General features: G+C 58.5%; 10 protein-coding genes. 5 read left to right on the top strand and 5 right to left on the bottom strand.

All coding sequences use genetic code 11. The features are described from left to right. Positions 1 to 15 precede the first annotated feature (15 nt). Positions 16 to 2,490, top strand: coding sequence for a TonB-dependent siderophore receptor (locus ACQR3R_RS09100; protein WP_428271720.1), 2,475 nt, complete (start codon positions 16 to 18; stop codon positions 2,488 to 2,490). Positions 2,491 to 2,556: 66 nt separating this feature from the next. Here ACQR3R_RS09100 and ACQR3R_RS09095 read toward each other — a convergent pair whose 3' ends face one another. Both ACQR3R_RS09095 and ACQR3R_RS09090 read right to left on the bottom strand, forming a co-directional pair. Further along, positions 2,557 to 4,179: an MFS transporter gene (locus ACQR3R_RS09095; RefSeq protein WP_428271719.1), complete on the bottom strand. Its 1,623-nt coding sequence runs from the start codon at positions 4,177 to 4,179 to the stop codon at positions 2,557 to 2,559. A 72-nt stretch (positions 4,180 to 4,251) separates the two neighbouring features. After that, on the bottom strand, positions 4,252 to 5,898 hold the full coding sequence (locus ACQR3R_RS09090) for a GMC family oxidoreductase N-terminal domain-containing protein (RefSeq protein WP_428271717.1): 1,647 nt from the start codon (positions 5,896 to 5,898) through the stop codon (positions 4,252 to 4,254). Positions 5,899 to 6,021: 123 nt separating this feature from the next. On the opposite strand from ACQR3R_RS09090, the gene ACQR3R_RS09085 reads away from it, so the two are divergent. After that, positions 6,022 to 6,924 (top strand): LysR substrate-binding domain-containing protein, encoded by a 903-nt coding sequence (locus ACQR3R_RS09085; RefSeq protein ID WP_428271716.1) that lies wholly within the window; start codon positions 6,022 to 6,024, stop codon positions 6,922 to 6,924. On the opposite strand, the gene ACQR3R_RS09080 is transcribed toward ACQR3R_RS09085, so the two are convergent. Both ACQR3R_RS09080 and ACQR3R_RS09075 read right to left on the bottom strand, forming a co-directional pair. Then, a complete protein-coding gene (locus ACQR3R_RS09080) occupies positions 6,914 to 8,020 on the bottom strand; it encodes a DNA alkylation repair protein (RefSeq protein ID WP_428271715.1) in 1,107 nt (368 codons plus the stop codon). The two genes, ACQR3R_RS09085 and ACQR3R_RS09080, sit on opposite strands and share 11 nt — an antisense overlap. Before the next feature lie 19 nt (positions 8,021 to 8,039). Next, entirely contained in the window at positions 8,040 to 9,848 is a 1,809-nt protein-coding gene (locus tag ACQR3R_RS09075) for a monovalent cation:proton antiporter-2 (CPA2) family protein (RefSeq protein WP_428271713.1), read from the bottom strand. Between the two features lie 213 nt (positions 9,849 to 10,061). Between ACQR3R_RS09075 and ACQR3R_RS09070 the strand changes: the two genes are divergently transcribed. After that, positions 10,062 to 10,370 carry an RcnB family protein gene (locus tag ACQR3R_RS09070; RefSeq protein ID WP_428271712.1) on the top strand — a complete coding sequence of 103 codons (309 nt, stop codon included), beginning with the start codon at positions 10,062 to 10,064 and terminating at the stop codon, positions 10,368 to 10,370. A gap of 10 nt (positions 10,371 to 10,380) precedes the next feature. Here the strand turns inward: ACQR3R_RS09070 and ACQR3R_RS09065 are convergent, their stop codons facing one another. Continuing rightward, entirely contained in the window at positions 10,381 to 11,454 is a 1,074-nt protein-coding gene (locus ACQR3R_RS09065; RefSeq protein WP_428271711.1) for a diguanylate cyclase domain-containing protein, read from the bottom strand. Positions 11,455 to 11,640: 186 nt separating this feature from the next. On the opposite strand from ACQR3R_RS09065, the gene ACQR3R_RS09060 reads away from it, so the two are divergent. Together ACQR3R_RS09060 and ACQR3R_RS09055 are read left to right on the top strand one after the other, a co-directional pair. Further along, positions 11,641 to 11,979, top strand: coding sequence for an FKBP-type peptidyl-prolyl cis-trans isomerase (locus ACQR3R_RS09060; protein WP_428271709.1), 339 nt, complete (start codon positions 11,641 to 11,643; stop codon positions 11,977 to 11,979). A 93-nt stretch (positions 11,980 to 12,072) separates the two neighbouring features. Beyond that, positions 12,073 to 12,882 carry an RHS repeat-associated core domain-containing protein gene (locus ACQR3R_RS09055; RefSeq protein ID WP_428271708.1) on the top strand — a complete coding sequence of 270 codons (810 nt, stop codon included), beginning with the start codon at positions 12,073 to 12,075 and terminating at the stop codon, positions 12,880 to 12,882. Positions 12,883 to 12,900: the final 18 nt, after the last annotated feature.

Genomic DNA, 12,900 nt, shown 5'->3' with positions numbered 1-12,900 from the left:
TGGGGGAGGGTAAGCATGTCTCGGATGTACACGCCAGGTCGTCTGGCAATGGCGGTGAAAATCGGATTGTTCACTGCTACGACCGCTGGTGTATGGCCAGCCGTATCGCTCGCGGCATCGGCACACCAGCAAACACAGGTGCAAACCTTTGACATCGCTGGCGGCAGCCTAACCGAAGTACTCAGCCGATTTGCCAGCGCGGCGGGGGCGGCCATTTCGTTTGATGCGCGGCAAACCGAGGGCTTGAAATCGCCTGGGCTGAGGGGCTCGTTCGGTGTGGCCGCGGGTTTTGCGCGGATTCTTGGCGGCAGCGGCCTGCAAGCCGAACCTCAAGCCAATGGCACCTATGTGCTGCGCCCGGTACCGGCGACCGGCTCGGCGCTGGAGCTGGGGGCCACCAACATCAATGGCCAGGTGCTGGGTGCGACGACTGAAAACAGCGGCTCGTACACCACGGGTGCGGTGACGATCGGCAAGGGCGAACACTCGCTCAAGGAGACGCCGCAATCGGTCACCGTGATCACCCGCAAAATGCTTGATGACCAGAATCTGAACACCATCGATCAAGTCATGGAGAAAACCCCGGGCATCACGGTTTACGACTCGACCATGGGTGGCAAGTACTTCTATTCCCGGGGCTTTCGCATGTCGGGCCAGTATCAGTACGACGGCGTGCCACTGGACATGGGCAACAGCTATGTCCAGGCCGACAGTTTCAGCAGTGACATGGCTTACTACGACCGTGTGGAGATTTTGCGCGGCGCGGCCGGAATGATGAAAGGCTCGGGCGGCACCGCTGGCGGCGTCAACTTTGTGCGTAAACGTGGCCAGGCAACACCGCAGACCGACATCACGCTGTCGGGTGGCTCCTGGGACAACTATCGCGGCCAGGTCGATACGGGCGGACCGTTGAATGAATCCGGCACGCTGCGCGGGCGTGCGGTGGTTGCCGAGCAAACCCGACACTACTTTGTGGACGACGCCAGTCGCAAAGACCAGGTGTATTACGGCGCCCTTGATTTTGATGTCAGCCCCGACACCATTCTGGGGCTGGGGGTTGCCTACGAGGACGTTGACGCCAATCCGTGCTGGGGCGGCTTGCCTCGGTACCGCAATGGCGACGACCTGAAGCTTGCTCGTTCGACCTGCCTGGACCCATCGTGGAATACCTGGCGCAGCCAGCGCACCACGGTGTTCAGTGATCTGAAGCATCAGATCAACGATGACTGGGCGTTGAAAGTGGCGGGCGTTTACTCAAAAAATACCCAGGACATCAAATACGCGTTTGCCTCAGGCTCAGTGACACCCGGCGTCAATACCACCGGCGTACTGGGCAGCATGTACGACTACGATCAGGTCGATTATGGCCTGGATGCTTATGTCGATGGCAAGTTCGGCGCGTTTGGCCAGCAGCATGAACTGGTGCTTGGCTTCAACACCAGCCGTTCGAAAAAGAACGACTTCTATTCGGTGGCGTTCCTGCCGCAGAAGCAAAACGTGTTTAACCCGAACCGGCATATCCCGGAACCGGACGACAGCTACTTCATCGACAATTCGTCGCGTGGGGGGCCGGTGAATTCGGTGACCAAGCAGCAAGGCGTGTATTCGACCCTGCGTTTGAAACTGGCCGACCCGTTGACGTTTGTCGTCGGTGGTCGAGTGAGTTGGTATTCCTCCGACACCGACTCGGTGTTCATCAACTCGGGGACCTCGGAGCACTCCAGCACCACTGAAACCGGGCAGGTCACACCGTTTGCCGGGCTGTTGCTGGACCTCGATCAGCACCTCACGGCCTACGCCAGCTACTCGGATATTTTCACGCCGCAGGGCAATTTCCGGTCTGAAGACGGTGCCGCGCTGAAGCCGCTGATAGGCGAGAGCTACGAGTTGGGCATCAAGGGTGCGTGGTTCGACGGTCGTCTGAACAGCTCGTTTAACCTGTTCCGTACGATCCAGAAAGATCAGGCGCAGACAGACTACAACTCGTCCTGCCCATCCTCGGACGGCTATTGCTACGTCAACGCGGGCAAGGTTCGCGCGCAGGGTTTCGAGGCAGAAATCAGCGGGGAAGTGATCGAGCGCTTGCAGTTGCTGGCGGGGTATACCTACACCCAGACCAAAACCCTGGACGACATCGACACCGGCCTGAACGGCGCGGCGTTCAACAGTTACGTGCCACGCCATGTGCTGCGCATGTGGGGTGATTACGCGTTGAGCGGGGCGTGGGAGCGGTTCAGCATCGGTGCGGGGGTCAACGCGCAAAGCGATAACTTCCGAGTGTCGCCGGCCAGTGGCGAGAAGATAGCCCAAGCGGGCTATGCCATCTGGAATGGCCGTATCGGCTACCGCATCGATGACACCTGGTCGGTGGCGCTGAATGGCAATAACCTGTTCGACAAGCGTTACTACACAACGATCGGGACCGAGAGTTTTGGTAATTACTACGGCGACCCGCGCAATGTCATGGTCTCGGTGAAGGCCAGTTTTTAACTGAGGCGATGGTGTGCCCGCTGGCGAAAGCGATTGTGGAATCGCCTTCGCCAGCAGGCCGGCCGATCAATTGGTATTCAAATCTACATTTTTGGTTTCACGCAAGCAGATCATTCCCACCACCAGGCTGACGCCGGTCACCACCACCGGGTACCAAAGCCCATAGAAAATGTCCCCGGTGTACACCACCAACGCAAACGACACCGTTGGCAGGAATCCGCCGAACCAGCCGTTGCCGATGTGATAAGGCAGCGACATCGAGGTGTAGCGGATGCGCGTCGGGAACAGTTCAACCATCAGTGCTGCCAAGGGGCCGTAGCACATCGCCGAGATGATGATCAGCGCGACGATCATTGCCACGATCATCGGTTTGTTGATCGACTGCGTGTCGGCTTGCGAGGGATACCCGGCCAACGTGACCGCGCCACGCAGCGCGGACTCGTCATAACCATCAATTTTCACGTCGCCCACGCTGACCTGCACGCCGCTGCCCGCTGGCAGTTTAACGTCGGAATAGGGCAGGCCTTGTTTGACCAGGAAGGTTTTGACCTTGTCGCACGGACTGTCAAATTTCGCCTTGCCCACCGGGTCGAACTGGAAGGTGCAGGTCGCCGGGTCGGCCATGACCGTAATCGGCGCCTGGCGGCTGGCCTGATCAATGGCCGGGTTAGCGTAGTGCGCCAGGGTTTTGAAAATCGGGAAGTACAGCACCGTCGCCAGTAACAGGCCGACCATCAGCACCGGTTTGCGCCCGATCTTGTCCGACAGCCAGCCAAAGAAAATGAAAAATGGCGCGCCAATGATCACGCTGACGATCAACAGGCTGTTGGCGAGCGCCGGGTCCATTCTCAGAAATTGCGTGAGGAAGAACAGCACGTAGAACTGCGCCGCGTAAAAAGTCACCGCCTGGCCCGCGTTGATGCTGAACAGCGCGATCAGCACCACTTTCAGGTTTTCCCACTTGCCGAAGGAATCGCGAATCGGTTGTTTGCAGAGCTTGCCTTCTTCTTTCATTTTTACGAACGCGGGCGACTCATGCAGGCTCAGGCGGATCCAGGTCGAGATGCCCAGCAGCACAATCGAAAACAGGAACGGAATGCGCCAGCCCCAGACTTCAAACTGGTCGCCGGTGAAGTAGCGGCAACCGAGCACCACCAACAGCGATAGCAGCAGGCCCAGCGTCGCGGTGGATTGAATCCAGCTAGTGTGGAAACCACGCTTGCCGATGGGGGCGTGCTCGGCGACGTAAGTCGCCGCGCCGCCGTATTCGCCACCCAGTGCCAGCCCTTGAAGCATGCGCAGTACCACCAGGATGATGGGCGCGGCAATGCCGATGCTGGCGTAAGTGGGCAGCAAGCCGACGCAGAACGTCGCCAGGCCCATCAGGATGATCGTTGCGAGGAACGTGTATTTGCGCCCGATCATGTCGCCCAATCGGCCGAACACCAGTGCGCCAAACGGTCTGACGAGGAAACCGGCGGCAAACGCCATCAGCGCAAAGATAAAGGCTGTGGTGTCGTTGACTCCGGCGAAGAACTGTTTGCTGATGACGGCTGCTAGCGCGCCGTAGAGGAAAAAGTCATACCACTCGAACACCGTCCCCAGGGACGAAGCGAAGATGACTTTGCGCGTGTCATGGCCGACGCCGGCATGACCCACCGACTCCAGTGGCTGAACATGTTCTGACATAGGGATAGCCCTCACAGTGATTGTTTTTTTTGTTCCACTGTCGGCGCCTGCCTTGTGGGCTGGCGCCGCTGTTTACGGGTGTGTCGCCAGTTCCCTTGGCGCGGTGATGCTCCTTGTGGTCGGGTTGAGGATCAACTGCGCAGCCTTCTCGGCAATCATCAGCGTAGGCGAACAGGTATTACCCGAGGTGATGCGCGGCATGATCGAGGCGTCGGCAACCCGTAAGCCTTGAATGCCGTGAACCCGCAGCTCGGCATCGACCACTGCTTGCGCGTCATGGCCCATGCGACACGTGCCCACCGGGTGGAAAATGGTGGTGCCGATTCGCGCCGCCGCCTCGTGCAACTCCTCCTCGGTTTGCAAGCTGTCACCTGGCAGGTATTCCACCGGTTTGAAAGCTTGCAAGGCTGGCGCAGCAACGATCCGACGGGTTAAACGGATGGCATCGGCGGCGACGCGCAAATCTTCCGGGTGGCTTAAATAGTTGGGCTGGATCAGTGGCGGGTGTTGCGGGTCTGCCGAACTAATCTCTATTCGACCACGGCTTTGCGGGCGCAGATCGCACACTGAGGCGGTGAACGCAGGGAAGGCGTGCAGCGGTTCGCCAAAACGCTCCAGCGACAGTGGCTGCACGTGATATTCGAGGTTGGCCGAGGCTTGCTCCGGGCCCGAACGAGCAAACGCGCCGAGTTGGCTTGGTGCCATCGACAGTGGGCCGCTGCGGTCATACAGATAACGCAGGCCCATGCTCATTTTGCCCCAGACGCTGCCGGCAATTTGATTCAGGGTGCGTGCGTTTTCCAGCTTATAGATGAGGCGCAATTGCAGGTGATCCTGCAGGTTGCCGCCGACACCCTGTAACTCGTGGACCACGCCTATGCCGAGTTTTTGCAGGAGTGGGCGAGGGCCGATGCCCGAGCGTTGCAGGATGGTTGGGGAACCGACCGAACCGGCGCACAGGACGATTTCCTGGCGCGCCTTGAAGGTTTTCGCCTCGCCTTGCCAACGCGCCATGACGGCGCAGGCGCGGCCGTTTTCGAGCACTACGCGGTCGACTTCAACCTCGGTCAATACCGTGAGGTTGGGGCGGTTGCGGATGGGTTTGAGAAACGCTTTGGCCGCATTCCAGCGAATCCCGGCTTTCTGATTGACCTGAAAATAGCCGCAACCTTCGTTGTCGCCCTGGTTGAAGTCGTCGATGCTGGCGATGCCGCTTTGTTCGGCCGCACTGCGGAACGCATCGAGAATGGGCCACGACAGCCGCTGGCGTTCGATGCGCCACTCGCCGGTCGCCCCGTGAAACTGCGAATCGCCGGCAAAATGATTTTCGCTCTTCTTGAACAACGGCAATACATCGTCCCAGCTCCAGCCAGCATTGCCTTGAGCCGCCCAACTGTCGTAGTCCAGGGCTTGGCCGCGCATGTAGATCATGCCGTTGATCGAAGAACAGCCGCCCAGCACCTTGCCGCGCGGATAACTAAGCGTTCGCCCTTGCAGGCCAGGTTGCGCTTGGGTTTTAAAGCACCAATCGGTGCGCGGGTTACCGATGCAAAACAGGTAACCGACCGGGATGTGGATCCATGCGTAGTTATCCCGGCCGCCCGCTTCGAGCAGCAGCACCCGGTGTTGCGGGTTGGCCGACAGTCGATTGGCCAGCAAACAACCTGCTGGCCCGGCGCCGACCACGATGTAGTCGAATTCATCTAGGGAAGTGTGCATCCCTGGCCTCTTCTTGATTGTTCTTGTTGGGGTTCATCCTAGTTGTTAGCTTTCGTCAAAAGAATGTTAGTTTTTGCGCAGCCGCTGTGCGTTTTTAAACAGCTTAGACGTCAGGGACGGTTCATGTTCGATTGGAATGACTTGCGATTTTTTCTTGAGTTGCAGCGTAGCGGGCGCTTGCTCACGGCGGCTCGCCGGTTAAACACGACTCACGCTACCGTCGCCCGGCACATCGAAGCCATCGAGAAAAGTCTCGGCACGGCCCTGTTTGTTCAGCATGCGCAGGGTTATCAGTTGACGCCGGCCGGCGAAGCGCTGCTTAAGCACGCCGAAGCGATGGAAAACGTCGCGTTGCTGGCGCAGGAAGAGATCACTCAATCCACCGCGCCGCTGGGCAAGATCCGGGTTGGCGTGACCGAAGGACTGGGCATCATGTTTCTCGCCAGCCGCATGAATGGACTGTTCGAGCGCTACCCGGGGCTGGAAGTGGAACTGGTGGCCGTGCCGCGTTTTGTCAGCATCCTCAACCGCGAGGCCGAGATCAGTATTCATCTGGAACGCCCGGCCGCCGACATGCTGGTCACGCGCAAACTCACGGACTATCGCCTGGCGTTGTACGCCAGCCAGGCGTATCTGGACCGCGCGCCACCCCTGCAAAGCCGCGAAGACCTCGGCCGCCATGCGTGGATTGGGTACGTTGACGATTTGCTGTTCAGTCAGGAGCTGATGTTTCTCAACAGCTTTTGCCGCAACCCGCAGGTGATTTTCCACAGCACCAGTGTGATTGCCCAGCAGCAGGCGGCGCGCGCAGGATTGGGGATTGCCGTGCTGCCGTGCTACATGGCTGGCGCCGATCCAGAGCTGGTGCCGCTGTTGCCGCAAGAGAGCATTCAGCGCAGCTACTGGATCAGTACTCGCCGCGAGCTGCACAAATCAGTGCGGCTACGGGTGTTGTGGGATTACGTGGTAGAGCTGTGTGAGCGAGAGCAGGCGTTGCTGTGCGGCGTTGACGCGATTACGGCGTGATCTCGAACGCCGTGCTCGCCAGCCGTTCGCCGTTGACCATGACGTGCACCGCGTGTTTGCCCGCGTAATGGCGGCGGGTGGTGAGTTCCTTGATCTGCTGGCCACGGCTGACGACTTCGATGGCGTTACCCGGCAGCGTCAGGGCCTTGAGCTTGAACACTTTCGCCGAGGTGCTGCCATTGGCTTTGACATAGTCGATCGCGTAGTCGATGACCAGCCGCTGGCTGTCCTCCACGGTGGACTGCACGGTAAAGGACAGGGTGATTTTCTGCCCCAGCGCGATGACCGCGGGTTCAACTTTTATATCAATGATCCGCACTTCGGGCTTACTGCCCGCACCGATGATCGCCAACGCTCGCCGATTGCCCTGTTTGATCAGGCTGCGCAGGGCCTGTTTGGCGATCCACGCCGTGTGCCGGTTGTCCAGCGACCAGCCCTCGATCAGGTCCAGCACCCAATCGGGATGGTCCTTGGTGATGTCGTTCAGGTGGTTGGCCACCGACTTGCGCACATAAAGGCTTTCATCGGCTTTGAGGTTGTCGAGAATCGCCGCTGCCAACGTCGGATCAGCTTGTATCTGCTGCAAACGAAATGACCATGGCAGACGCGGCCTACTGCCTTCGCTGGCCAGGCGTCGAACGTGCTCGCTTTCGTCCAGCGACCAGTCGTGCATCACCGCCAGCGTGCGCTTCAGGTCATCGCGCAAGAAATGTCGAATCGCAAACTCGGCGGTGCCGAACGCGGTGAAGTATTTGAGGGCGTCCATCGATTGTTCGAAGGCATCGCCGCCATAGGTCGCCACATAATGCGGCAACGAGATGCTGACAAAACCGCTGTTCAGGCGCGGGGCGAGGGCGCGCAGCACCTCCAGTGACGCTTCATGACTCAGCGGCAGTGTGGCGTGCAGGCATTCACTGACCCGCGCCATGCGCTGCATGATCGACAAATCGGCCAATCCGGCGTTGGCCATTTTGAGGAAGGCACGCGCATTGAACCCGGGGTAAACCGCGGTCATTTCGGCGGCGATGTGCTTGAGGCGCTCGGCGTTGAAAATTTCCTTGAGCGCGGGTGCAGATTCGGGTGCGTCAGTAGCCATGGGTTGTTCCTGTTAATGATCAGCGCTTGGCGGATTGTTCTTCCAGTTGATCCGACTCAAACAACTTCGCCAGCTCTGCCCGCGCTTCCTGTGCGGTCTGCAGCACTTTTGCCGCATCGTCGTATACCGCGTGCTGGGCTTCGAGCACCTGTTCGTCGTGATGCTTGAAGCGCTTGATGCGCGCATCGGCCTGGGCCTGGGTCAGCCCCAGACCCACCAGCGTACGCCGGCTCATCTCCAGACTCGAATAATAGGTTTCGCGAATCGCCTCGGCGCCGAGGTCCATCAACCGGTGCACGTGCTGGCGGTTTCGGGCGCGGGCGATGATTTTGATGTGCGGATAGAGCTTGTGCACCAGCTCGGCGGTTTTGATGTTGGTGTCTGGATCATCGGTGGCAATAACAAAGTATTCCGCCTGCTCGACCTTGGCCGCACTGAGGATTTCCGGACGCATGGGGTCACCGTAAAACACCGGCACGCCGCCAAAGCTGCGCGACAGCTCGATGGTTTCGACGGAGGTGTCCAGTGCCACGAACTTGATGTTTTGCGCCCGCAGGATACGCGCGACGATCTGGCCCATTCGGCCCATGCCAGCGATCACCACGCGCGGTGTGTCGGTGTCGATTTCGCGAAACTTCTCCGGGACTTCCACCGGCAGGACCTTGGGGCTGACCAATCGCGCGCAGATCAGCAGAAGAATGGGCGTCACGGCCATGGACAGGGTGATTGTCAGCACTTGTAAATCGTACAGGCGTGAGTCGAACAGACCTTGGTCGCGGGCAATCTTGAACACCACGAATGCAAATTCACCGCCGGCGGCCAGCACGATGCCGAGGCGAATCGCACTGATCTTGCCCAGACCACCGACCATTCGGCCCACCACAAACAGCAACGGCAGCTTGATTGCGATCAGCAGCAACGTCAGTCCCAGCACCGTCAACGGCGCGCTGAGCAGCAAGCTCAGATTGGCGCCCATGCCGACGCTGATGAAAAACAGCCCCAGCAACAGGCCCTTGAACGGCTCGATTTGCGCTTCCAGTTCGTGGCGGTACTCCGAGTCTGCCAGCAGTAAACCGGCGAGGAAGGCCCCGAGCGCCATCGACACGCCGACCAGGTCCATCAGCCACGCCGTGCCGATGACTACCAGCAGCGCGGTGGCGGTGGACACTTCCGGCAACCCGGTCTTGGCCACTGTCCGAAACACCGGACGCAACAGATAGCGCCCGCCAATGACCACCACGGCGATGCTGCCGAGTACCTGCAAACCATGATTGATGTGGTCGGAAACGCTGGCGCTGTGATCGCCGCCCGCCAACAGCGGAACCATGGCGATCAACGGGATCGCGGCGATGTCCTGGAACAACAGAATCGCAAATGCGAGGCGCCCGTGGGGGCTGGTCAATTCCTTGCGCTCGGCCAGGCTTTGCAGGCCGAATGCGGTCGACGACAACGCCAGGCCAAGGCCCAGCACGATGGCGCTGTTCAGCGATTGCCCAAATACAAACAGTGCGGCCACACCAATCACTGAACCGGTGAGCAGCACTTGCGCCAGTCCGACGCCGAACACGGCTTTGCGCATCACCCACAAGCGTCGCGGCGACAACTCGAGGCCGATGATGAACAACAGCAACACCACGCCGAGTTCGGAAATATGGCTGACACTTTGTGGGTTGCCGATCAGCCCCAACACCGACGGGCCGATCAGCACGCCGGCAAACAGATAACCCAGCACTGCCCCCAATTGCAGGCGTTTGGCCAAAGGCACGGTCAGCACCGCCGCACACAGAAAAACCACAGCGGCTTGCAACAGGTTGCCTTCATGGGGCATGACGAAACTCCAGGGAAACGGTACAGCGAGGGCTCAAGGATAAAGGCTGGAGCCGCTTGCGTCAGCCCGATCAGGCAATGATTGTATGCAAGGCGCAATGTTGCGCGATGCCGTGGGTCACATTCATCGCATAATCTTCGCCAACCCTAATGAATGATTCGCGGCGCGCGCAGTCGGAGTTCTGGTAGTACGACATCACTGGAGGATCACCCTATGAACAGCAAACACTTTATCGCCGCCCTGGCCCTTGCCGCTGGCGTCGCCGGTATCAGCCCCATCGTTCAAGCGGCTGATCCCGCGCAAAAAACGGTTCAACCGGGCGTCAATAATTCACGCACCCTGGTGGTCGGCGACCGCGCTCCGGACGTTTACCAGCGCAGCGAAAAAGCCATCGGCAACTGGAAAGCCAAAGGGCTGAAAGCCCCGAAAGACCAGGCGCAATGGGTACAAATCAACGATAAATACATGATGGTCATGGTGACTAACGGGGCGATCATCGATATCACACCGGTCGAGCGCTAGTCGCTGCAAACTACTGGGAGTGAGCCCGCGCCGGGCTCTCGAAGCCCAGCCGATATTGATTGTTCCCGCTGCGCTTAGCTTCATACATCGCCAGGTCAGCAATATGGATCAACCGGTCCATGCTCAGTGCGTGGTCCGGGAACACCGCCACGCCGAGGCTGCAGCCGATGTGGCGTTGATCGTTGCCGATGGTGATCGGTGGCGATAGCTCGATAAAGATTTTCTGGCAGACGCGTCGAGCTTCGTCCTGCAGGCTCACACTGTTCGGCAGGCCTTGCAGGATGACCACGAATTCGTCACCACCGATGCGCGCGACCGTGTCGGTGGCGCGCAGAATTCTCTTTAGACGAGTGGCCGTGGAGACCAGCACCCGGTCGCCGGCCGCATGACCGTAATGGTCGTTGATCGCCTTGAAACCATTGAGGTCGATGAACACCAACACCACCCGCGTGTCATTGACCCGAGCCTGTTCCAATGCTTGTGCCAGGCGCTCTTCGAGCACCAGTCGATTGGGCAGCCCGGTGAGCGGATCGAAGTGAGCCAGATGTTTGAGGTAGCTGGCCGAGGCTTTTTCTTCAGTGATGTCGCGCACCACGCCCATCATTTTGATGGTGGTGTTGTGGTCGTTCTTGACCACATTGCCGGTTTCACGCAACCAGCGAATGGTGCCATCGGGCCAAATCACCCGATATTCCTCGTCATGGTTTTCACCGGTTTCCAGACAGCGCAGCTCGCCGGCACGCACACTGACCCGGTCGTCAGGGTGCACGCAGCTGCAAAACAAGGCGTAGGAGGGCGTTACTTCACCGGTCTTGAAGCCGAACATGCCATAGATCGCATCCGACCAGTAGAGCTTGTCAGTGTCGACTTCCCAGTCCCACGTGCCAATGCGTGCAAAGTACTGGCTGCGTTTGAAACGCTCCGCATCACCGTCCAGGCGGATGTTTTGCCCGTCAGTCAGGCTATCAATCAGCGCCCGCGACTCGGCCAACTGCTTTCGCAGCGAACGTTCGCGATAGATAAAGGTACCGACCAAGGCAAACATCAGGACACCGATGACTGCACTGGCCCAGAACTCACTCATTCAGTGATTGTCGGCATGGCGTTTGAACCGCAGGTTTAGAGGTTAAGCATCTTAAGTCACTACGCCATTTGGTTGTAGTGGCATTCTGCGAGCATTCGTCTGACTTGGCCGTCAAACGGTTGCCAACCACGTTGATTTCTGGGAAAAGGACCCCCCTCGAACCCAGCAACCAGACAAGGCATCGTTATGAGTGAAGACCTGCAAGTCATCGACCTCCTGTTGGGCGATGGCAAAGCCGCCGTCAAAGGCGCATTGATCACCACGCAATACCGTGGCTGGCTGGAAAATGGCAGCGAATTCGATTCTTCCTACAGTCGCGGCAAACCCTTCCAGTGCGTGATCGGCACCGGCCGCGTCATCAAGGGCTGGGATCAAGGCATCATCGGTATGCAGGTCGGCGGCAAACGCAAACTGCTGGTGCCCGCGCACCTGGCCTATGGCGAGCGGACAATGGGTTCCATTCCGCCAAACTCGAACCTGACTTTCGAGATTGAACTGCTGGAAGTGCTGACGCGTGATGATTGAAGTGCTTAAATAACTATCAGATCTGCTAGCTATACGGGCCCGATAAACAGGCGGATGCTAACTTACAGAATGCTATTGCCCGGAGCCCGTCAAATGATTTTGTCCAGTAAAACCTCCAGCGAAGTTGCCATATTACTCAGCGGTGACCTGCATGAAACGGTCATGCACAGCATCAATTGCGGCGTCATTTATCCGAAGAATTATAGCCCTTATGGCCATCATCCAACGGCGCAAAAGTTACCTGGATTGCTGGGTTATAACGGCGAACTGCCTGACTCTATGACGGGGCACTATTTATTGGGGCGAGGTAATCGGGCCTACAATCCGGTGCTGATGCGCTTTAACTCTCCTGATCGTTTAAGCCCATTCGGCGAGGGGGGCTTTAATGCTTATGCCTACTGCGACAATGATCCGATGAATCACACAGATCCATCCGGTAGCGTAAAACTTCATTTTTTTGCGCGCAGACTTTTCAATCAATCAGATGTGCCCAATGCTCTGTCTCGGGTTAATAAAACTCTGGCCAGTGTAAAAAAAGCTGAAGCGAAGGCACCGCCTGCACCGAAGAAAACGACAAAGAGAGCTGCAAAAAATAGCGCTGTGCAATCGCAGGGGGCCACCGCACCTGCGATCTACAAAAGTCCTACCCGGGACAGGAACACCCTTACGCCACTCAGCGCGCACGCACTTGGGGAAACGAACTTTGTCAAACCCTCGGTACCTGCAAACAGTATCGCGGTGAAGCCTATTCGCAACTTTGCACCTGCCAGTGCGTGGGAGGTGCAACTCATTGCTGGCCCATTACGGCCCATTCATAACTTTGCTGTTCCTAATCAGTGGAAGGTAATTCTCGCTCCAAACCCTGTGCAACCTTTCGTTCGTTTGATACGCAACGAAGTCTGAGCAACTATTGCCGACCAG

Origin of the sequence: Gordonia sp. IEGM753 (assembly GCF_050321825.1) — a bacterium.
Classification (GTDB): Bacteria; Pseudomonadota; Gammaproteobacteria; order Pseudomonadales; family Pseudomonadaceae; genus Aquipseudomonas.
This window is presented reverse-complemented; position numbering and strand designations above follow the sequence as displayed.